Annotated in this window: 23 protein-coding genes and 2 pseudogenes; 8 read left to right on the forward strand and 17 right to left on the reverse strand. The window is 43.4% G+C overall.

Annotated elements, in window-relative coordinates; all coding sequences use genetic code 11:
- Positions 1-81: 81 nt before the first annotated feature.
- From ACRQ5D_RS04580 to uvrC, 4 genes and pseudogenes are all read left to right on the forward strand, one after another.
- Positions 82-351: pseudogene (locus ACRQ5D_RS04580) on the forward strand (transglycosylase domain-containing protein); the annotation flags it as partial.
- Between the two features lie 86 nt (positions 352-437).
- A complete protein-coding gene (locus ACRQ5D_RS04585) occupies positions 438-2,228 on the forward strand; it encodes a transglycosylase domain-containing protein (protein WP_431200947.1) in 1,791 nt (596 codons plus the stop codon).
- Between the two features lie 43 nt (positions 2,229-2,271).
- Positions 2,272-2,655, forward strand: a complete 384-nt coding sequence (locus ACRQ5D_RS04590) for a four helix bundle protein (RefSeq protein WP_091171868.1) — start codon at positions 2,272-2,274, stop codon at positions 2,653-2,655.
- A gap of 69 nt (positions 2,656-2,724) precedes the next feature.
- Positions 2,725-4,545, forward strand: a complete 1,821-nt coding sequence (gene uvrC / locus ACRQ5D_RS04595) for an excinuclease ABC subunit UvrC (protein ID WP_091171866.1) — start codon at positions 2,725-2,727, stop codon at positions 4,543-4,545.
- A gap of 83 nt (positions 4,546-4,628) precedes the next feature.
- Here the strand turns inward: uvrC and ACRQ5D_RS04600 are convergent, their stop codons facing one another.
- The 8 genes and pseudogenes from ACRQ5D_RS04600 to ACRQ5D_RS04635 all read right to left on the reverse strand — a co-directional run bounded on the left by ACRQ5D_RS04600 (position 4,629) and on the right by ACRQ5D_RS04635 (position 12,132).
- Positions 4,629-5,024 carry a hypothetical protein gene (locus tag ACRQ5D_RS04600; RefSeq protein ID WP_091171863.1) on the reverse strand — a complete coding sequence of 132 codons (396 nt, stop codon included), beginning with the start codon at positions 5,022-5,024 and terminating at the stop codon, positions 4,629-4,631.
- Positions 5,025-5,436: 412 nt separating this feature from the next.
- Positions 5,437-5,904 (reverse strand): annotated as a pseudogene (gldN, locus tag ACRQ5D_RS04605) (gliding motility protein GldN); the annotation flags it as partial.
- Between the two features lie 35 nt (positions 5,905-5,939).
- Positions 5,940-6,374, reverse strand: coding sequence for a hypothetical protein (locus tag ACRQ5D_RS04610; RefSeq protein WP_431199152.1), 435 nt, complete (start codon positions 6,372-6,374; stop codon positions 5,940-5,942).
- A gap of 44 nt (positions 6,375-6,418) precedes the next feature.
- Positions 6,419-7,939: a gliding motility protein GldM gene (gene gldM / locus ACRQ5D_RS04615; protein ID WP_091171860.1), complete on the reverse strand. Its 1,521-nt coding sequence runs from the start codon at positions 7,937-7,939 to the stop codon at positions 6,419-6,421.
- Positions 7,940-7,979: 40 nt separating this feature from the next.
- Positions 7,980-8,780, reverse strand: coding sequence for a gliding motility protein GldL (gldL, locus tag ACRQ5D_RS04620; RefSeq protein WP_091171858.1), 801 nt, complete (start codon positions 8,778-8,780; stop codon positions 7,980-7,982).
- A gap of 62 nt (positions 8,781-8,842) precedes the next feature.
- On the reverse strand, positions 8,843-10,072 hold the full coding sequence (locus tag ACRQ5D_RS04625) for an SUMF1/EgtB/PvdO family nonheme iron enzyme (protein ID WP_432328484.1): 1,230 nt from the start codon (positions 10,070-10,072) through the stop codon (positions 8,843-8,845).
- A 338-nt stretch (positions 10,073-10,410) separates the two neighbouring features.
- Positions 10,411-11,169 (reverse strand): uroporphyrinogen-III synthase, encoded by a 759-nt coding sequence (locus tag ACRQ5D_RS04630; protein ID WP_090530369.1) that lies wholly within the window; start codon positions 11,167-11,169, stop codon positions 10,411-10,413.
- An 18-nt stretch (positions 11,170-11,187) separates the two neighbouring features.
- Positions 11,188-12,132 (reverse strand): DUF4271 domain-containing protein, encoded by a 945-nt coding sequence (locus ACRQ5D_RS04635; protein ID WP_091171854.1) that lies wholly within the window; start codon positions 12,130-12,132, stop codon positions 11,188-11,190.
- A gap of 429 nt (positions 12,133-12,561) precedes the next feature.
- Between ACRQ5D_RS04635 and ACRQ5D_RS04640 the strand changes: the two genes are divergently transcribed.
- Positions 12,562-13,809: a glycoside hydrolase family 97 N-terminal domain-containing protein gene (locus ACRQ5D_RS04640; protein ID WP_431199154.1), complete on the forward strand. Its 1,248-nt coding sequence runs from the start codon at positions 12,562-12,564 to the stop codon at positions 13,807-13,809.
- Positions 13,809-14,438: a glycoside hydrolase family 97 catalytic domain-containing protein gene (locus tag ACRQ5D_RS04645; RefSeq protein WP_431199155.1), complete on the forward strand. Its 630-nt coding sequence runs from the start codon at positions 13,809-13,811 to the stop codon at positions 14,436-14,438. The genes ACRQ5D_RS04640 and ACRQ5D_RS04645 overlap by 1 nt, the downstream gene beginning before the upstream one ends.
- A 113-nt stretch (positions 14,439-14,551) precedes the next feature.
- Here the strand turns inward: ACRQ5D_RS04645 and ACRQ5D_RS04650 are convergent, their stop codons facing one another.
- From ACRQ5D_RS04650 to ACRQ5D_RS04675, 6 genes are all read right to left on the reverse strand, one after another.
- Positions 14,552-14,869 carry a hypothetical protein gene (locus ACRQ5D_RS04650; RefSeq protein WP_432328485.1) on the reverse strand — a complete coding sequence of 106 codons (318 nt, stop codon included), beginning with the start codon at positions 14,867-14,869 and terminating at the stop codon, positions 14,552-14,554.
- Entirely contained in the window at positions 14,815-15,255 is a 441-nt protein-coding gene (locus ACRQ5D_RS04655; protein WP_432328486.1) for a hypothetical protein, read from the reverse strand. The genes ACRQ5D_RS04650 and ACRQ5D_RS04655 overlap by 55 nt, the downstream gene beginning before the upstream one ends.
- A gap of 607 nt (positions 15,256-15,862) precedes the next feature.
- Positions 15,863-16,099, reverse strand: a complete 237-nt coding sequence (locus tag ACRQ5D_RS04660) for an Hsp20/alpha crystallin family protein (protein WP_431199157.1) — start codon at positions 16,097-16,099, stop codon at positions 15,863-15,865.
- On the reverse strand, positions 16,081-16,413 hold the full coding sequence (locus ACRQ5D_RS04665) for a hypothetical protein (RefSeq protein ID WP_432328487.1): 333 nt from the start codon (positions 16,411-16,413) through the stop codon (positions 16,081-16,083). Before ACRQ5D_RS04665 ends, ACRQ5D_RS04660 begins: the two co-directional genes overlap by 19 nt.
- Positions 16,403-17,506: a hypothetical protein gene (locus tag ACRQ5D_RS04670; protein ID WP_432328488.1), complete on the reverse strand. Its 1,104-nt coding sequence runs from the start codon at positions 17,504-17,506 to the stop codon at positions 16,403-16,405. Before ACRQ5D_RS04670 ends, ACRQ5D_RS04665 begins: the two co-directional genes overlap by 11 nt.
- 19 nt (positions 17,507-17,525) lie before the next feature.
- The gene (locus ACRQ5D_RS04675; RefSeq protein WP_091171846.1) at positions 17,526-18,047 is read right to left on the reverse strand and encodes a ferritin-like domain-containing protein; all 522 of its coding nucleotides are present in this window, start codon (positions 18,045-18,047) and stop codon (positions 17,526-17,528) included.
- A gap of 342 nt (positions 18,048-18,389) precedes the next feature.
- Between ACRQ5D_RS04675 and ACRQ5D_RS04680 the strand changes: the two genes are divergently transcribed.
- Both ACRQ5D_RS04680 and ACRQ5D_RS04685 read left to right on the forward strand, forming a co-directional pair.
- A complete protein-coding gene (locus ACRQ5D_RS04680) occupies positions 18,390-19,295 on the forward strand; it encodes a universal stress protein (protein WP_091171842.1) in 906 nt (301 codons plus the stop codon).
- An 18-nt stretch (positions 19,296-19,313) separates the two neighbouring features.
- On the forward strand, positions 19,314-19,535 hold the full coding sequence (locus tag ACRQ5D_RS04685; protein ID WP_091171840.1) for an SHOCT domain-containing protein: 222 nt from the start codon (positions 19,314-19,316) through the stop codon (positions 19,533-19,535).
- A gap of 118 nt (positions 19,536-19,653) precedes the next feature.
- On the opposite strand, the gene ACRQ5D_RS04690 is transcribed toward ACRQ5D_RS04685, so the two are convergent.
- Genes ACRQ5D_RS04690 through ACRQ5D_RS04700 form a run of 3 tightly spaced genes read right to left on the reverse strand, consistent with a single transcriptional unit; the run spans position 19,654 to position 21,082 of the window.
- The gene (locus ACRQ5D_RS04690) at positions 19,654-19,929 is read right to left on the reverse strand and encodes a hypothetical protein (protein ID WP_432328489.1); all 276 of its coding nucleotides are present in this window, start codon (positions 19,927-19,929) and stop codon (positions 19,654-19,656) included.
- On the reverse strand, positions 19,908-20,243 hold the full coding sequence (locus ACRQ5D_RS04695; protein ID WP_218134484.1) for a CDP-alcohol phosphatidyltransferase family protein: 336 nt from the start codon (positions 20,241-20,243) through the stop codon (positions 19,908-19,910). The genes ACRQ5D_RS04690 and ACRQ5D_RS04695 overlap by 22 nt, the downstream gene beginning before the upstream one ends.
- Positions 20,240-21,082 (reverse strand): phosphatidate cytidylyltransferase, encoded by an 843-nt coding sequence (locus ACRQ5D_RS04700; protein ID WP_432328490.1) that lies wholly within the window; start codon positions 21,080-21,082, stop codon positions 20,240-20,242. Before ACRQ5D_RS04700 ends, ACRQ5D_RS04695 begins: the two co-directional genes overlap by 4 nt.
- Positions 21,083-21,131: the final 49 nt, after the last annotated feature.

A 21,131-nucleotide genomic window follows, 5' to 3' on the forward strand; every position in this document is an offset into this window, starting at 1 on the left:
CAACTCCAGCCTGCAGATATAAGAAGATACAACTGGTACATATGGCGAATTGTGCTTGGCCTTTTTGCTTTTGTTGTTATGATGATAACACTCACTATTTTTGATGTGTTTGGTCAGCTGCCTTCGTTCCGCGACCTCGAAAACCCCAAGAGCAACCAGGCTACAGAGATCATCTCGTCCGACAAACAGGTATTGGGGACTTACTATATTCAAAACCGTTCCAACGTTACTTACCGCGAACTGTCACCAAACGTAATTAACGCTTTGGTTGCTACCGAAGATAAACGATTTTATGACCATTCAGGTATTGATTTTGGCCGAAGCTTTACCATTTTCGCGCATTTGCTTATTGGGCAAAAGCAGGGTGGCAGTACCATAACACAACAGCTGGCGCTTAACCTTTTTCAGAACGATCTGCCAATCCATTTAAGCGGATCATTCAAAAACTACAGGAGTGGGTTACAGCTGTTAAGCTTGAACGTCATTACACCAAAGAAGAGATCCTCACCATGTACCTCAACACGGTCGACTTTGGTGCTTATAACACTTATGGCATCAAATCGGCCGCGCGCACTTATTTTAACACTACGCCAGATAAACTAACACCCGATCAGGCTGCCCTGTTAATAGGCATGGTTAACGGCCCGGGCATTTATTCGCCTATCCGTCACCCGGATAATGCACTTAAAAGGCGCAACCTGGTACTAAACCGTATGGCCGAACAAAATTACCTGAGTGAAGGCCAGGTTGAAGAATATAAACGCAAGCCACTTGGCCTTGATTTTCACCAAAACAATCATTTTGACGGACTGGCTCCATACTTCCGTTCGGTATTGAAGAAAGAGCTTCAAAAGATCTTTAAAGAACAGAATATTAACCGCCCTGATGGCACCCCTTACGATCTTGACCGCGACGGCTTAAAAATATATACCACCATTGATGCCACCATGCAGCAATATGCGGAGGATGCGCAGCGTGATTATATGAAAGATTTGCAGGCACAGTTCAATGACCACTGGCGCGGCCGTAACCTTTACAAAAGCATCCACAACTTCAAATTTTTGCTTGACCAGGGCATGCAAAAATCTGACAGGTACAAACAACTTAAACAACAGGAAAAATCTGACGAGGAGATTGAAGAAAACTTCAAGACCAAAACCATGCTTAACCTGTTTACCTGGCACGGCAATATCGATACCATGATGAGGCCAATTGACAGCATTATCTACTGTAAAATGCTTTTGCGTAATGCTCTCATGAGTATGGATCCCACAACCGGCTATGTTAAGGCATGGGTTGGCGGCACCAACTTTGAACATTTTAAATACGACCAGGTAAAGAATGGCACCCGCCAGGTAGGTTCAACAGCCAAACCATTTACTTATGCTGTGGCTATCGACAACGGCTACTCTCCATGTATGAAAATCAATAACGTGCCTGATACTATCCGTGGTTATGGCGCGCCGTGGTGCCCGCGCTCGTCGCCATCCGAAACTTTGCCGGGCTTTATTACTTTAAGGCAGGCATTAGCACACTCACAAAACTGGGTTACGGCCCACGTTATGGGCGAGGTTAAACCAGAACCTGTTGTTGATCTGATCAAAAAAATGGGTATTACAACCAATGTTCCGCCTTATCCTTCAATTTGCCTGGGTACGTTTGATGCCTCTGTTTTTGAAATGACGGCCGCTTACTCCGCTTTCGCCAACCACGGCCTGTGGACAGAGCCTACTTATATTTTACGCATTGAAGATAAAAACGGCAACGTGTTGTACACCCATACTCCGCGCGTGGTGCAAGCCATGAACCCGCAAACGGCTTATGTGATGACCTATATGCTTAAAGGAGTTATTGAAGATGGTACCGGTTCAAGATTAACCTATAAATATGGTTTACGCAACCCTATCGGTGGTAAAACCGGTACAACTCAAAATAACTCCGACGGTTGGTTTATAGGTATAACCCCACAACTGGTTACCGGCTTATGGACAGGTTGCGAAGATCGTGACATTGCCTTCCAGAGCACCCGTTTGGGCGAAGGTGCCAACAGTGCCCTGCCGATATTTGCGCTGTACATGAAAAAGGTATATGCCAATGCAGCTTTAGGCATCAAAAAGAATGTTGATTTTGATGCCCCAGCGAATGGAGTTAGCATCATATTGGATTGCGGGGCCTATAACCAGCAACAGCAGGGAACTACTGAGGTAGATAAGAAATTGGGATTCTGATAGTTCATTCGTTCACTTGTTCATTGGTAAGTAGTTTAATAGCATGAGCCATCACTCGCTCGAAGATTTAGAGGTATACAGATTGGCTGATACTTTCAGCGATGAAATTTGGTTTATAGTAAGTGAGTGGGACTATTTTACCAAGGATACCGTTGGTAAACAAATAGTACGTTCTGCCGATTCAATTAGCGCGAATATTGCAGAAGGCTATGGAAGATACCATTACAAGGAAAACCGCAATTTCTGTTATTTTAGTCGGGGTTCAATTTTGGAAACCAAAGGCTGGCTTCAGAAATCAAAGAAAAGAAACCTGATAACTGATGAGCAATTCAATGATCTGTTTGAAAAATTACAGGTCATCCATATCAAATTAAATTCATACCTAAAGTTTATTGGCAAACGCGAGGGCAATAAAGGAGACCAATAAACAATAAGCTATGTTTCATTGGTAAAACAACCGCCAAGCAGACCAATGAACTAATGAACCATTGAACTAATGAACCAATTCGATTACAGGGCAGCTTTAAAAAACATTCCTCACAAACCCGGGGTTTACCAATACTGGGATAGTGAGCAGGAACTGATATATATTGGTAAGGCCAAGGACTTGCGTAATCGTGTTGGGTCGTACTTTAACCAGGATATTCATATTAATGCTAAAACACGGGTACTGGTATCCAAGATTCGTGCTATTACTTTTACCATAGTTGATACAGAGGTTGATGCCTGGCTGCTGGAGAACAGCATGATCAAAAAGCATCAGCCCCGCTACAACGTAATGCTGAAGGATGATAAAACCTACCCATGGATCATCATTAAAAACGAGAATTACCCACGCATCTTCTGGACCCGCCGTATAATAAAAGACGGCTCTAAATATCTTGGGCCCTATGCATCGGTGAGCATGATGCACAACATTTTGGGACTTATCAAGGAAACTTACCCTTTACGTACCTGTAACTTACAGCTCACCCGCGAAAATATCGACAAAGGAAAGTTTAAAGTTTGTTTGGAGTACCAGTTGGGCAACTGCAAAGGCCCCTGCCAAAACTACCAAACAGAAGAAGACTACGATAACAGCATTGAGGAAATCAAGGATATCCTCAATGGCAAGATAGGTGCAGTTCTTCGCCGCTTAAAAAATGAGATGGAAGCAGCGGCCATAGAAATGAATTTTGAGCTGGCGCACCGGCTCAAACGCAAGTTCGAACTGCTTGAAAATTACCAAAGCAAATCCACTGTTGTTAACTCATCTATTACTGATGTGGATGTGTTCAGCATAGCATCTGAAGAAAAACTGGCTTTCGTTAACTTTCTGAAGGTGATGAATGGTACCATTATCCAAACGCAAACCATCGAACTAAAAAAACGCCTTGACGAAAGCGACGAGGAATTGCTTACGCTGGCCATATCCGAGTTCAGAAGCCGTTACAGCAGCGACAGCAAGGAAATCATCGTACCGTTTGATATCGATCTTGAGGATCATCCGAACATTAAATTCACGGTACCTAAACTGGGCGAAAAACGCAAATTGCTTGACCTTTCGCAAAAGAATGTACAGTTCTTTAAAAAGGAAAAGATTGACCAGTACGAGAAACTGAACCCCGAGATCCGCACCGAACGGTTGCTTACGCAAATGATGAAAGACCTGCGCATGAACCAACTTCCGCGCCATATTGAATGCTTTGATAACTCCAACTTTCAGGGCAAGTACCCGGTATCGGCCATTGTGGTATTTAAAGATGGAAAGCCCTCTAAAAAAGATTACCGCCACTTCAATGTTAAAACCGTTGAGGGCCCTAACGACTTTGCCACTATGGAAGAAGCCGTACACCGCCGTTATCGCCGGATGCTGGATGAAGGCACAGAACTACCGCAACTGATTGTGATTGACGGTGGCAAGGGGCAATTATCCTCGGCAATGCATAGCCTCAAATTATTAGGCATAGATAAAAAAGTAACAGTAATAGGCATTGCCAAACGCCTGGAGGAGCTTTATTACCCTAACGATCAGTACCCTATGTATCTCGACAAAAAATCGGAAACACTTAAAGTAATCCAGCACCTGCGAGATGAAGCACACCGTTTTGGGATCACTTTTCACCGCAAAAAGCGCGATAAGGGCACATTGGCAACAGAACTTGAGTTGATAGAGGGCATAGGCAAAACTACAGCCGAAAAGCTGCTTAAATACTTTAAATCGGTAAAGAAGATCCGCGAAGCTAATGAGGAAATGCTGCTCGAAGTGGTAAATCTTAAACAAGCCAAAGCCATATTGGCTTATTTTAATACAGGAGCAGAAATTGGGCAAGGATAGCTCCCGGATTACTACACCTAAAACAACAAAGTCCTGGTTCAATCAACCAGGACTTCTTTATATATTGATGTTTGTGATTTTTATTACTGAGCTATATAAAATGATTTTTGGTCGCCATCCTGGTAAACATGGATTGATTTTTTAACAACCTGGTTATTGGTGTAGATTTCCATGGTGTATTCACCATCTGCCAAACCGGTTAACACATAACCTTTACTTACATCAGTTTTGCTCGGCACAATGTCTTTCAACAAAAGTTCATTGTCCTTGTTGTAAACTTTCACCATTGATTTCCCGCTTTCAGATTTTGCAAAGTTTACTGTCAAACCGCGATCATGATCAAGGGATTTAAAGCTTACAACTTCTTTTGCTTTAGGGGTAACATCGTTAGGATCAACAAAGGCTTTGGCTGTTGTAGTAGCAAATACTCCTGCGGTTAATAATACAAATAAGGCTGATAATTTTATTGAGGTTTTCATGATCGTAAGGTTTTAATGTTTTAAATATGTTGTGTTGTTGTTTTCAATGATCAAATGAACAACATATATTTTGATCGCTAAAAAGTGTTATACCAGCTGTAGAGATATATAGACAAAATCTCAAAAGCACTCGGCAAACCCGAAAAACGCCTTATTTATCCCTATTTCAGGCGTTGGTCGGAATTTTGGGGGAGTTGGTAGAAAGGAGTAAGCGATTGGTCAGGCCTGGGGTGAAAATCGCATATGAAAAGAGATAAGCAATTGTTATCCTCTTAAATGTTTACCGGCTAAATAAGTATGCAAGAAGCGCGACGAAATCTTACTCCCCTTTACAAGAAAACAGTTCTTTAAAACAAAACAGGCGATGAAAATTCATCGCCTGTTTTGTAAAATCTTGTTTAATCTTAATGTATTAGTACTGCCAAAGATTAAGCTCCCAGTCAAGAAGGGACTTCTTAACCCTTTCTGATTCGTAAAGCTTATCAATGCCCTGAGCATAATCTTTTATACGCTCATCTTTGTCGTTACTTTCTTTAACGATATAACTGGTAAAGATGCGTTTTATAAATACGTCGTCAAAGCTCAAGCCTGTGGCATCACTGTTACGGCTAACCACTTCTTTAGTTGCAAGTACTGCACGTGCTTCAGGAAAATAGATCCAAAAAGCAGGCTGAAAATCAATGTCAAGTGTACCTGTACCTTTAGGTTTAACCAAGGGAGCAATACCTATAATCCGGGGCTCAAATACAGAGCGCTGCTTATCAAAGATCCAATCTTCCTTAATGCGGAATTTAAGTACGCTATCGGGATTAAACTCACCTGCAACAAGCGTGGATGATATAACATTATTATCCTTATCGCGCTTTTCAACCACACTACTGTCAGATGCTAAACGGCCGCGGGCTTGTGCACCTGTTAAGGGAGTAGTAAAACCATCGCCATTGGGATCATCCTTTTTCCCGGAGTTGGGTCGTACGCGGTAAGCTCGCCTTTGGCTATAGCGTCAAGCAATACATCAATTAAACGGCCTTTGGGTGAAGCCAGGTACTGGTTCATCTTTTCGCGTACATCAATTTCGCGCCAAACGCGTTTGGCAAATGCTACATCATTTTCACGCAAGTTAGGATACGGTGTAACCTTGGCGTTTAAAATATTGTTCTTTTTGTAATAGCCGTCAAGCGGCCTGTCAAAAGGTTTTGCAGCAATTTTACTTGCAGTATCAAGGGGTTGCTGGCTGGTAACATTATCCGGCTGAACCTGTACAGGTTTCTGAGTTGTTTGCCTGGCGGTAGTTGTCTTTTTTGCCGGCGGCCTCTTGGTGCGTTTTTTTGCGCATAAGCACTTACACAAGCCAGGCACAGGATAACAACTAAAATTCTCTTTTTCATACGCGTTTAATTTGCGGATAATACAATCGGGTCAAGTGACCTCGGTGAATGGTCAGGGCCTACCGCAACGATATCCTTAAATATAACAGTAGTTCCTGGTGTAACCGTATTCAAAGCACTATGCATAGCGCCGGTTAATTCACCACCAGAGCCTGATAAAATAATGGCATCCTGGCGCGGTTTTACAACCAGCATAGTAAAGTGCGTTACGTTAAATTTAGCATCAAAGTCAAAGTTATCCAACTGGGCAAAAAGCCTGTCTTGTGCCCTGATATTAGCCGAACTGGTGTTACCACCACTTTTACCTGCAAACTGTGGCTTAGGGTCAGGGATCCTTTTGATACGGAACTCCGTTGAACCTAATACCGCTCCTTTTGCACCGCTAACAGAAATCGTAGCTCTGCCTATACTGCTTACCGTAGCTGTATAATGCCCGCCCGAACCGCTAAGCGAACCGGCGCCGCTAAAATGCACGTTTAAGTCGCTTGCTGCTACACCAGGCGCGGATACCGAAATAGGATTCGGAACGCCAATATAAAGCACGTTCATTTTATCAGGAGAAATAACTGCCGAAGGTCTTGCAACTGTATACTCCTGCTTAAAAGGATAAGAATCATTTTTGCCGGTAGTATTGTTTTTAACCGTGATAAAACCTTCCACGGTATGTTTTCCTTCGCCGCTTGCAGTAATAGTATAATTACCCTTACCATCTGTAACAGATACCCTGCTACCGTTAACGGTAATATCAGGGTTTGATTTTGAATCGTAAGCAGTTAAAAAGATCTGGGCAGTATAGGGTTGTCCGGCTATAACATAGCTGCTTGGCGCTACCACCACTGCACTGAACTTATCAAGCGTAACCTGTGCCTGGTCAATTTTGCCTAATAATTTTTTAACTACTTCGTTTTCGGCATTTTTGCTATCAGCTTCAATTTTGGCTAAAGTAGTGAGGGCCGCGCCTAAAGGTATGCCATCACCAAAGTTAGCTTCCTGCCATGATTTTCTAACATCCCCATGCGGTTTAGGCGCTACGGTATTTAGTGAAAACTGTACGCCTACACTGTCCTTACCTAAAGCTACCATTAACCTTTGGCGGGTTTCATCAATTTTAGCTTTCAGTTTCTCCCCATTTTTTTGATTGATCATGATACGGGGCGATATATCCAGGTTATCCCGTGCGTCAACGTCATCAATCTCCGGGTTAATGCCGCCGCCTTCCTGAATCAGCTTTGCTTTCAACTGTTCAACGTAGGTATTCAATTCTGCAGCTATAGCACTTGCCTGTTTAGCCTTATCATAAATTGGTTTCGCCCGTTCAGCCTGTTCTTTCAATTTTGTAGCCTCAAAAGCGCTGTATGTGTTTTGCAAACCAGTATTAACATTCCTGGTTGATGCATCCAAACTATTCGTAATATTCTTAAACGCGTCCAACAGGCTATCCGGTACGTTAAGGGCAATGAGGCCCAATAGTACCAGGTATAGTATACCTATCATTCGCTGTCTTGGGGTTTCCTTACCTCCGGCCATTTATTATAAATCTTTTCTGGTAATCAATTAATTAATTATATTAAACACGCGGCTGGTTCATAGCTGTGAGCATGTTACCATAAATTGCGTTTAATGATGCCAGGTTCTTAGCCAATCGCCCTACCTCTTCCTTAAACTGTTTTGAATCATCCATTGATTCATTAAAGTTGTTCATGGTAAGCGAAAGGTTCTGGTAAAATTTATTCATTGATTTTAAGTGCGCGCTTGAATCTTGCAATTCCAGCTCGTAAACCGCATTAAGTGCCGATAAGTTTTTAGCCAATTGGTTAACCTGATCGTGATATGCCTTTGAATCAACATTGGAGTTTGCCATTTCGGTCAAATTGGCCGATGCCTTGTCAAATGACACACTTAGTTTTTCATAACTTGCAGTAGCCTCTTTAACTTTGCTTGTGAAAGCTATAGTAGCTTCCCCTGCATCGGTAACACGTGATATAGCGGCTACCTTATCGCCAAATGTACGTAAACCATCACCAAGGCTGCGCACCAGCTCAGGGCCAATTTTTGCGTCTTCCATCATTTTATCCAGCGCAGCAGTTGTTGAAGGGCTTGTATTACCACCGCCCCTTACAGTGGCTTTCGGAAGCTCTCCCTGAAAGTCTTCATTTAATTCGGGATACACACGTGCCCAGTTAATTTCTTTGTCTTCTCTCTGAAATCCTAATATAAAAAACAGTATAGCCTCAGTTATAAGTCCCCCTGCTATCCAGTAAGTGGCACCGGGCCAATGCAAAATCTTAAACATTAACCCTATAATCACCACAGTAGCACCCCATGATACGATGTTGCCTATTCCGTAAGGTTTTTTCTTTCCAGCCATAATAATTCAGAAGTAAACTTTTATTTTTTAATTTGATTTGCTTGCGTTTAACTAACTCTTGATTAGCGTTTATCTGTAATGTCGCGCCCTAAATATTTGGTGACGCAGCGGAAACCGATATATGATTTAGCAGTGTCCTGGTATTCGTAGGTCCGGGTTGAGTTTTGAAGAAAGTATCCAATATCTTTCCATGAGCCCCCGCGTACAACTTTACGCTTCAATATTTCGGGGTCGGTAGACTTAGCTTCGTAATTGAATGTTGGTGCAAGATCATGCACAAATGTTGACGCTGATCTGTCAAAAGCAGATAATGTCCATTCAGCTACGTTACCTGCCATATTGTATAAACCATAATCATTAGGGAAGTATGAACGTACCGGCACAGTATACGCGCCGCCGTCATCGGTATAATTACCACGCCCCGGCTTAAAGTTAGCCAGTAAACAACCTTTTGCATTTTTAATGTAAGGCCCTCCCCACGGATAATCGGTACCTATCCTGCCGCCACGTGCCGCGTACTCAAACTCGGCTTCCGTAGGTAAGCTGTAAGGTGCACGGTGCGGTAAATGGCGTTTATCTTTATAAGCGTCATTATAGCGTGTACGCCATACACTGTAAGCTCTGGCCTGCCTCCAGGTTACCCCTACAACAGGGTAATTACGGAATGCAGGATGTGAAAAATAACTTTCAACCATAGGCTCGTTAGCGGCATATGAAAAATCGCTTAACCAAACAAGCGTATCAGGGTATACCGCTACGGTATCACGAACAATGAAGTCGGAACGATGTTTTGTTTTATCGTTATGATGATCTGCAGCATCGCGCAGGGTAAACAAAGCGTAGTTATATTTAAGTAAGCGCACGTCAACCTCATTACGGTCAAACACACGGTCATCACCCTGGTAATACATACCCTGCAGTTTTTGAGTATTGTTTGCCTGGTTGCCTTTACTGCTCCAGATAGGGTTTTTCTTTACAAACTCCCAGTTGATGAATTTTTTACCGCCATTATTATTACTGGCGCCACCTTTGGGCTGAATGAAATACTTATTATCGTTGATATAATTGGTAATGGCTATTGAATCGCGCACCCAGTTTACAAACATTTTGTACTGACTGTTGCTGGTTTCGGTTTGATCCATAAAAAACGGAGAAACAGTAACCTGTTTAGTTTGGGCTATCTGGGCAAAGGTTACATCCTGATCAGTTTGCCCCATAAGGAAACTACCACCCGGAATATAAACCATTCCGTAAGGCACCTCGGCCCTGAATGATCTTGCAGGAACTCCCACAACTTCCCCCGGTCACCGCCTCCGCGGCCACAACCACTTAATACACCACCTGCTAAAACAATTATTAAAAAGTAGATCTGCTTCATTTTACAATCAAAATCAGTTATATAACTATAACACAATGCAACGTCCGAATATATTACATTTTACTCAATGTAAGCTATAAAAAACGATAATTTGGCTTCTTGAACCGATAAACTGTGCACTTATCTTCTCAATGCCACACAAAACGCTATATAATTAACAAACCGCTAACCAATTGTTAACATGACAATTAGTTAGCGGTTATACGGGTAAATATGGTAAAAAGTTGCAGCCTGGTTAAATAAATTTCCAGTTTATTTGTTTACAAGCTTAACATACTGCTCAATAGCCATTGTCATTGACGGCGCGCCGGGGGTTGGAGCTGGTATATCCAAAATTAAGCCAGCCTCAAGCACTGCCTTATGAGTAGTCGCCCCAAAAGCGGCGATGCGTGTATTGTTTTGCTTAAAATCGGGAAAGTTTTTATACAGCGATTGTATACTTGACGGGCTAAAAAATGCTATAACATCATAAAACACATCGGCGAGGTCAGAAAGATCGCTGCAAACCGTGCGGAAAAGCACCGCTGGGGTAAAGTTATAACCGTTCTCCAGCAAAAAACGCTGCGTTTCTTCGGCAGCAACATCCGAGCATGGGTAAAGGAATTTTTCCGACGAATGCTTTTTCAAAACCTCTGCCAGGTCAGCAGCGGTTTGCTTGCCAAAAAAGATCTTACGTTTACGGTACTGAATGTACTTTTGAAGGTAAAGCGCTATGGTTTCTGAAAGGCAAAAGTATTTCATTTCAACAGGCACCTCAAAGCGCATCTCCTCGCATATGCGAAAAAAATGATCGGCAGAATTACGACTGGTAAAGATCACTGCGCTAAAATCAGCTAAGTTGATCTTCTCTTTTCTGAAATCCTTTGCGGGCACACCCTCAACATGAATAAATGATCTGAAATCAATTTTCAGGTTAAGCTTTTTAGCCAGCTCGGCATAAGGATTTTTATCATTTTCGGGCTTAGGCAAAGTAACCAGTATGCTTTTAACCTTTTTCTTTCTATCTTCCAATTCAGTGCTTTTAATAACCTAAATTTTAATATTCAATGCCTTTATTAAAATCAAAACAGGGCAAATTTCGAGGGCACAAAGATACGTAAATAAATAAAACTTATGAAATCGAAAGGTAGAAATTATATTTACGCTGCTCCTGATGTATTGCCATATAAAAATTATAATGATGATAATGAGCGTAACTGTAAGTAATACAGGAATGTATTGTGCACCAAGAAGGCTAAAACAAATAACCACAGGCAAAAAAACAAACGCGATATTAAAATAGGTAAGATGCAGAATATTAAGATATTCGCTCACCAGTTTATTAATATCAAACACAAATCCTAAAAACTTGAGTATTAAAAACTTGAGCGAAAATAAAACAATAATGACTATGGTAAGAAAAGTAAACAGGCCGCTTCCTGCTATTTTATAGTAAACGCCTTTGTATGCAGCCAGTTGATATAAAAACAAACCGAACGTAGCACAAAATAACAAAAACAAGCCCAGGAAAGCCCACGAACTAACCGGACTCTCTTCTTTACCGGCTATCGAAAGTACGCGTTTGCTGTAAAAAGAGGCAAATACATTGCTTACATCTTTGCCCAGGGCAAGGTTAAGAATAGCTGTATACAACAGCATGGCAATAATGAGCACAATAACCCAGGGATCACGCGAAGGGCGGTTATGCCCCTCCATTACCCTGCTCTTTGACCTGGAATGGAGATCAAGAAATCCGTAGCCATGATATAATTCGTGGGCAAAAACGCTATCGGCATATTGGGCACGCATGGCCGCATCAGGCACCCTGAGGTAACGCATAGCAATAGAGTCTGCAATAAATTTATCTCTGTTTTGCATGGCATAAGCTACCGAATCAAGCACCGAATTGCCGGGACGAAAAGCGTGTGTTGGTGATTTTACAGGCGTATCAGCCACTATTGAATCCTGTTGCGCAAAGGCAGCAGTACAATTCAATAAAAACAGCAGGCAACACCAAATAACCAAACAGATCCTCAAAGCTTAAAAAGGGCTTATTATTTTTTGCAAAAGTAGGGTAATTATCTGAACCAGAATTTTATCAATTAATATTTTTTTGAATTTATTTGAACCTTAAAAACTTGCTATTCATTAAAAAGTCGGATTCTTATAAAGAAAAGTCTAATTAATACAATCTGGTTAAAAGGTGGTAAAATATATTTGTTTCAGAATAAGCCAGGGTGGTTAACTGCTTAAGGGATGGCTGAAAATTTAGCAATATTAAGCAGTTATGTAAATTATTTGCCAAACCATTAGTCAAACAGCTCAACGCCGACATTACACCGATAATTAAACAAATAAGCTAAATACCAATCTGGAATATTTAAATTCTTTGCACTGTTTATTTAAATGCCAAAAGCGCTAATTATGAAAATAAATACCTGCTTATTACTACTTGTACTGTGTTTGTATTACAATGGATACGCCCAGCAAAAGACCATCACAATTAGCAGCCCCGACAAACAAATCAATGCCCACATATTCATCATCAAAGGCAAATTATTATACAACGCAGCAGTTAATAATACAATGTTAATAGCACCATCGCGGCTGGGTTTAACTGTTGATGGTATCGATCTGGGAGTTGAAACCAAATTTGCAGGTACTACTTCAAATAAAAGGATAAAAGAAACCTATACTATCAACGGCGCTCACAAAACGGCACGTAACGAAGCGAATGAAATTATAATTCCTTTGCTAACAGCAGAGAAGAAATTCAACTTGATTGTGCGTGCCTATAATGACGGCATTGCTGTACGTTACACATTACCTTACGATACCAAAAAAATCAATGCCGACTCGACCTCATGGGAGTTTGCCGGAAAAGTAACGCAGGTTGCCTGGTCGGGTTATAACGAAGGTTATGAGGGCCTAAGTCATGTAACTCCATTGCCATCAGTTCCACAAAATACACCAATAATGGGGCCCTTAACTTTTAATGTAAACGGGATTTTTGCCTCGGTTTCCGAAGCTGATTGCGAAGACTTTTCAGACATATCTTTTATACGTCATGATAATTCTTTCAAAGCAAACTTCCCCTTTTCACCCAACGGTTGGGATGTACAATCGGATAGCGATACCGAACATTCTGTACTTAAAGGCATTTATGAAAATCAAAAAGTATCTCCCTGGAGGACAACCATCATAACTAAAAATTTAACAGAACTTGTAAACTCAGACCTACTCACTAACCTTTGCCCGGCACCACAAAAGGGTAGCGATTTTAGTTGGGTAATGCCCGGGCGTTGCTTATGGCAATGGTGGAGCGTTGGGGCTCCCCGGTTTGCCGAACAAAGAAATTGGTATGATGCGGCAGCTAAATTAAAATGGGAATATTATTTAGTAGATGATGGATGGCGAAATTGGAGCGAGCCGGGTAAAGATCAGTGGCAGCTTTTGGGAGATGTAATAGCATATGGAAAAAGTATTGGCGTAAAATCAATTGTTTGGGTTGACTCTAAAGAAATGCGATCTGCAGCGGCACGCTATTCTTATCTAAAGCGAATCAAAGATCTGGGAGCAGCGGGTATTAAAATAGATTTCATCCCCCTGCAACGTCATCTATTATGCAATGGTACATGGGTACCATGCAGGATTGCGCAGACCTTAAGCTGATGCTTAATTTTCACGGAAGTGTTAAGCCAACGGGATTGACAAGAACCTATCCCATGGATATTACAAGAGAAGCAGTTAGGGGTAACGAATATCACATGACCCGGTATAAAAGGACAGCGCCGTTAGACCATGACGTATCTGTGCCATTTACGCGTTTTACAGCCGGTGCTGCAGATTTTACTCCGGTAATACTCAACCCGGAGCAACTTACATCGCAAAAATTCACCTGGGCCCATGAATTTGCTCAATCCATTGTATATCTTTCTCCTATTACACACTTCGCGGACGAATATAAATTTTACCTGGAGAGCCCAATGTTTGATTTATTTCAGAAGATACCCACAACCTGGGATGAGACAAAAGTTTTAAGCTGTACCCGAATGGGTGAAATTGTTGCTTATGCGCGCAAAAAAGGAAACACCTGGTGGGTTGGCGTAATGAATGGTGCCGATGCACGCGAAATCAAGGTTCCGCTAAACTTTCTGCAGCACTCAACAAAAGGGACATTGATATATGATGGAGCAGATACCAACGCATCTATTCACCGCGAAGAAAGATTACTTAGTCCCAAAGATACGATTACTATGAAGCTATCGCCGGGAGGCGGCTTTGCAGCTATGTTACAGTAAACAAGGCGTTATATGGCATATGGCGCGCACGGGCACAAGCCAAGCCAGTTAAGCACTTGTTTTGTATAACGATGCGAAATCAACACAAAACACATGATCAATTAATATGTATGTTATTCCGTAACGCCTGTAGCAGCCCAAAAAACAAGGTATCCGGCTTTATCTTTACTTACAGTGACCTTTTTAAGGATGCGTCCGGGATCAGGATGAATATTCAATACATCAATATTATGATGATCATTTTCTGTTATCTTATTTCCCGGGTCCCATTTAGCCAGGCCATGTACTAAGTAGCTCAGGTTTGAGTTACCTTCAGGTATATCATTATAATAATCGGGCAATTTAAAACCTTTAAACTCGCTACCATCGCTATAAGTTAGTGTAATATGTAGTTGCGAAGGCCCTTCGGAACTGGTAAGGCTAAGATACAAACCCGAATATTTTTTTGAGGCACATCAAAGCTAAAACTATCAGCACCCGCAATACAGCGGGCTTGATTATCTTTCTTTCCGTTTTTATAATGGAGCAGTATAGCCGGGTGAGCCGAATTTGCTGCAATTAATGGATCATCGGGCAAGGCAAGTACAGCTTTGTCCCCGTTTAATAATGCAGCCGCCATGGTAAGGTAACCATCCCCTTTACCACCGCCATCAATACCGGTTACCCAACTTTGTAGTTTACCACCGGCAACTGTAGTTACAGGACGGGCGTTTAAAAGTTTACTGATATTGATCTGGATAACTTTATTACCCACCTGACTACTGGCCATAGCACTGGATAACAGAATGATAAAAAGCATAGCGTATTTAAAGTTCATTATTAGGATAGTTGGTAACTAAAGATAGCAGAAAGTGTAAAACCTTATTGCATTAATATTCGTGTTGGCCCAAAATAATTGCGCTACCTTTGCCGCATGGACGTAATAGAATGTATAACTAACTAACAAGCTATTACACGTTAATACAGAAAATTTATTAAACGCCGGTTCTGTTGAATCTGAACGCCCGAATTTAAAAAGGGATGATCCGAATGTCATTTACCCTTCGATTTGCGCTTTTGCTATTGATTTTAAAATATAGACGGGGGAATATTCTAATCAATAGTCAGTTATCAGTTTGAACGTAAAAACGAGATATCACCTGCTAAATGTTATGTAAATTCCCACCTTGGCAGGATCGTTGAACATGTTATCTCGTCGATGTAGCATTGGTATAAGTGAAATTGCCCTAACGCTACAAGCCAGCCGCCCTGGCGTTTTATAAGTTGTGTGATAATCTGCAGAATGCTGTTAAAGCCAATTTACATACATTCATCGAAGAAATGATACCTCAAAGTGGTAAATTCTCTCTGTACCTACCAGGGGTACCGGATAAATAGCCCCCGCCACCTTTGGGCGGGGCACAAGCCATTTTTAAATATCAGGTTTAATTTACCGCGATATGTTTCGCGGAAGGGCTTTTAATCTGGTGATTATGCGGAACCGTAATTTTCAGCACGCCGTCTTCATATTTGGCGACTACCTTTTCCTTATCGGTTCCTTCCGGAAGTGTGAAGCTGCGGCTAAAGGAAGAATAATTGTACTCTTTGCGGGTATACTTTTCCTCTTTTTCTTCCTTACTTTCTTCCTTTTCGCTGCTAATCGTTAGAACGTCGCCATCCACATCGATCTTAAAATCCTCTTTTTTAGCCCCGGTGCCGACATCGATAAGACATATTGGCCCTTATGGTCGATAATGTTGACTGCCGGGACGTGCAGTTCCTTCCTTAAAAAACCGCCATCGAATAATTCGGTCCAGGGCTTGAAAATATCCTCAAATAAGGCGGGTACCTTGTCGGTAAATTTGCTTACCACTTGTGTTTTCATGACATTAAATTTTAAGTGATTAATAATTTTCAAATCTAAAGGCGGCTTGCCACCAGAAATAGGATCCCGGTCATCCCCAAAAATGACCCGAATCAGGAATTCATGGCGCATAGTATTTGACCAGGGCGACATGGCCAAAATCTCCAAGCACGCCGTCGGCCACGAATTCTGCGTCGCCGCCACCCTTCAACACCTTTTCCAGCGCATCGTCGACTGCGTCGCGGATGTACGAAAAATGATCATAGGGTTCGGTCAGCGCTTCAATCATCCCGGGTTCAGCGCTATGCATGGCCGGAAAACTATAATTCCTTTCCACGACCAGCAACTGGCCTTTGCCTTCGGCGGCGGCCCGCCACACATCGTAAACCCCTTTAGCCAGCCGCTGCCGGCCCGCGGCCTCGTCCAGCCGTACCAATAATTCGCATTCGCGTTGCTTTTGCAGGCTGGCCAGGCAAGGTGCAATCACCTCCTGTAATTCAGTTAGGGTAGCATGTTCATAATTACCCGCTTCCTGACCGATGATCGCGGAAGTATGTTTGCTGATTTTTCCAAAATGGCCGAGTATCCTTTCAGCACCAAGCAGCAGAACAGGTAAAGAATACTCATGGATCAAATTGCCCAGCTCCTCGTCTATATGGCGTAGAAAATTGTCGACAACTACCTGCTTATGCTCGCTGACGTCTGAAAAATTTCCAACCCTTTCCGGGCCATCCGGCACATAATCATAAATTGACCGTGGTATGTTAGAAGGCAATGGCTGCAAAGTGCCGCGATCTCCGAGAAAAATCTTGGTTTCCTGACCGCTTAGCACCAGCAAAAGAACTTTATGGTGCTGTTTGGCGTCGTACAGCAGATCACGGATCTCGAAAGATTCGTCGATCACCAGCTTTTCGGTTACGGAACAATCAGTGTACAGCACCTTTTCAAATACCGGCGACACATAAATAGCAATTCCTTTCTTGTCAGCGGGCAGGATCAGCCCCTCCAACAGGCTTTGCAGCTTTTTGGTCAGGAGCGCACATTGCTCTTCTGGATAATCGCGGCGCAATTCCCGCGCAGCGTTATCGGCTGCTATCTTTAGCTTATGTGCTATTTCTGCCTTAAGGCTAACCTGCGCATCCATTGGCAGGATCAGCGATAAAGCAGGACGGTAATGTAGGGCATTCAGCACTTCAATGATATCCGGGCTAAGTTGAGTTTTCATGGTTCTTTTTCTTAATATCCTATTCGGTCGCTGCGGCCGGCGACATAGCCTTCCGATTTAGTTCATGTTCGGCCAGGTATGAAAGCCGCTCGTCAATTTCTTTCTCATCCAGCTCCGCCTGGTGAAACATCAGGCCGGCCTTTTCCAGTCTGACAGCCCCGGCAAACGCAGCCATCGTACCATAAACACTGATCTTGAAATGATTAATGCTTTGTATGGCCGACAGCAGGCAAACATCTCTTACCTCGGGGCGGGTACATGCGGAAAGCCTGTCATCCACATCCGCGATAAAAGCGCTCATTACACCGTTGCCCGGTATGCAGGCGGTGATCTGTTCTTCCCGGCGGAATGCTCCCAATTGCCGGATATGTTTTTCAACAAGATCCTGATAGCCCAGCATCAGCATTTTCAGGGAGGCCGAGTTACCTTTGTTTATCCACCCGAGTACGCTGCTTTTCAAGAGCATTTCTGCACTGATCATCCGGCTGACATCCTCATACAGGAGTTGGCGGAGAGAGGAAGTGGTTGACATCGTTTCCATTGCAAAGTTTATGGGTCAAAACTACCCTTATGGTAGCGGGATAGCGATGATGGTTGTCATGTCGGTAATTGATATTCATCACCTTGGCGATTTAAAGTGCTTGAGATCAGGCATTGCAGTGTCGGCAGTCATTCTTCGGTACCGGCCCGCCGGGTAACTTTGATTTCAAATTCAGTATAATGGCCAAAAAAGCAATAAGCCGACTACTCTAACCGATGCGGATCTGCTAAAAACGGATTTTCCGATCTGCGAAAAAGACGAGCAGGCGCAATGCATGGAAAGGATGCGGAAACTGCAAGCTGAAGCACTAAAATTATGGCGCGCATTAAAAAAGAAATGTAAATGAAAAAGTTGCTTGTACTCACCGATTTTTCAGCTAATGCGGCTCATGCCGAAGTGGCAGCGCTGGATATGGCCCGCAAACTGGGCGATGGCATCCTCTTATATCATACCCTACCTTATGTCCCGTTGATACCGGGCAATGGCGGCGGCCCCTATGTGACCGAAACAGCCGGGATGCTCTTTGAAGACAGCAAAGAACGCCTGATACAAGAGGCCGACAAACTCAGGGAGACTGCCGTCATGACACGGGGCTTCCATGTGGACATAGGGGAAAGAAACGGCGAAGGAATCCTGGGCGACGTCATCGGTGAACTTACTGCAGCGCCGGATATTGAAATGGTGATCATGGGTGGCAGGTCTGGCGACGCACTGGAGCATCTGCTCGGCGGCAGCGACACAACGGCGGTCATCCGGAAAGCCCGCAAACCGGTACTGATCATTCCTCCTGATGCAGCTATAAACCTTTCTGGAAAAATTGTTTTTGCCACGGACTTCGGCATCGCCGATATAGCCGCAATAAGTTGCCTGCAAGAGCTGTTGCCACGTATGAGTTTTGGCCTTGACATTGTCCATATCATCCAACCTGGAGAAGTAGTTACCCATATCGGCGCCGAGGTCGCCTTCCGTAAATACCTTGATCATCACGGGCTCAACTATAACCATGTGCAAGCGGATGACATCCATAAAGGGCTACAGAATTACTGTATTAAAAACGGCGCCAGTATTTTAGCCATGACCCATGGGCAACACTCCTTTATTTCCAGGTTCTTTGGTCATAGTGAATCACAGGCAATGATCTCCGGTCAGCAATTGGCAATTTTAGTTTTTCCGCCCGGTCTTAAATATGACGGACAACCTGGCAACCAGCCTCCGCCGCGGAACTTACGCAAAACGCCTTTACTATAAATTAAAAAATTTCGACCCATGTTTTATTTTTATCACGGTTATCATTTTTGGGGAATGCACTTGTTATGGTGGCTCCTTTGGTTAGTTATATTATTTGGGATATTTGCAACGCCCTATGATCTTCCAGGTCAACGGAAAAGAAAGGATTCGCCCCTTGATATCCTGAAGAAGCGCTTTGCCTCGGGCGAAATAACCGAAGAGGAATACAGGGAAAGAAAGAAGATATTGGAAAATGAATGATATAAAACGGTCATGAAACGTTTATTGAAAACACGAAAAGTAAATGGAGACATAAATCCGTATCCCTTCCTGCTCCTGGTGGCCGTGATCCTGGCCCTGATCTTCATCGTGTTCCATTTTATCTTCCAGAGCCGCGCTTTTTAATCTGCCTGAGCATCCAGTATAGGCCTTTGACATTAGCTTGCCATTGCGGCAGTATCAATACGAGCAGGATTTCTTCGGCGAGGTCAATGATAGTTAAGCCGGCGGTGAGGTAAAACAGGAACGGCACAGGTTCGGGCAGGAAAAAGACCAGAACCAGGAATACCCCCTGCAGTACAGAGGCGACCTTTGCAGCGTAAGTATGAAAACTGGTCAGTTTACCATAACGGATCAGTGCCATGCAGTTCTGCATAGCATAGAGCGGGTCATGCCCCCAACCAGTAGCCATTCGCCGCGCAAAAAGCCGGGCCGATACAGGAGGATACCCAGGATCGCCACCAGTATGGTCAGGTCGTCGGCAACTGAATCGATGCGCGCTCCCAGCAGGCTAATCACTTTAAAACTGCGGGCCAGCCAGCCATCGATGGCATCTGTAAAAAAGCTCAGGGCCAACAACCATTTAAAAACAGTGAACTGTCCTGTCAGGAGCAAGAACAACAACAGCGGTGCGGCAACCAGTCGGTAAAAAGTGATCAGGTTAACCACCCGGTAGACTTTGCTGCTCACCATGCCAACAAGATTAAATAAGCAAAAATAAATGGTGCCGAACCTAACAGGCTGTCGAACCGGTCCAGCATCCCGCCATGGCCCGGCAGGATCGTACCGGAATCTTTGATATCCAGGCTTCGTTTAAGCAGCGATTTAACAAGGTCGCCAAAAGTGCCGGTGATGACGATCGTGACCGACAATATAGCTAATTCCGTTGGACTTAAAAGCGTGAAAAACTGAGCAAGCACACATGCTACGGTTAAGGCCGCGGCCAGGCCACCCACACTGCCCTCCCAGGTTTTTTTTGGAGATATCCGCAAAAACAGCGGATGCCTGCCCAGCCAGCGTCCGGACAGGTAGGCTGCTGTATCATTAGCCCATAACAACAAAAAACAACCCGCGGGCAGCGCGAAATGGTAGCTGCCGTGCGGCCTGGCTAAAAATGGAATCGCGGCGAAGCAACAAAGGGGTAACGTGATTATAATGACACCTAAAAAGGTAATGGCCAACCCCTGGAAAGGCTTTTTGGTGTGGCGGTAAAGCGCTGCGACAAAAATGCTGAAAGCGACGGGTATCACCATGAGCGTCCATTTCCAACTGGTTAAATGGGTTATGGCGCCAAAGCCTGAAAGCATCAGGACCATAGACAACAAAGCGGCGCCTATCTTCGAAGTCTTTGCACCAGGTATTTCCAGCAGGCGGTAAAATTCCATGAGGCTGAGCAGGTCGATCAGCAACAACAGCGTCATAAAACTATAAGGGCCACACCAAGTGGCAGACATGATTACTATAACCAGGCCTGTGCCGGTAAAGGTACGACGGCTAAATTCTGTCATGGCGAAGTGAATTTTCAGCACAGATCAATAGGGGTATTTTCCCGTGTCCGACTGCATTCTTCAGCGGTTT

Origin of the sequence: Mucilaginibacter sp. P25, from assembly GCF_050859465.1 — a bacterium.
GTDB lineage: Bacteria > Bacteroidota > Bacteroidia > Sphingobacteriales > Sphingobacteriaceae > Mucilaginibacter > Mucilaginibacter gossypii.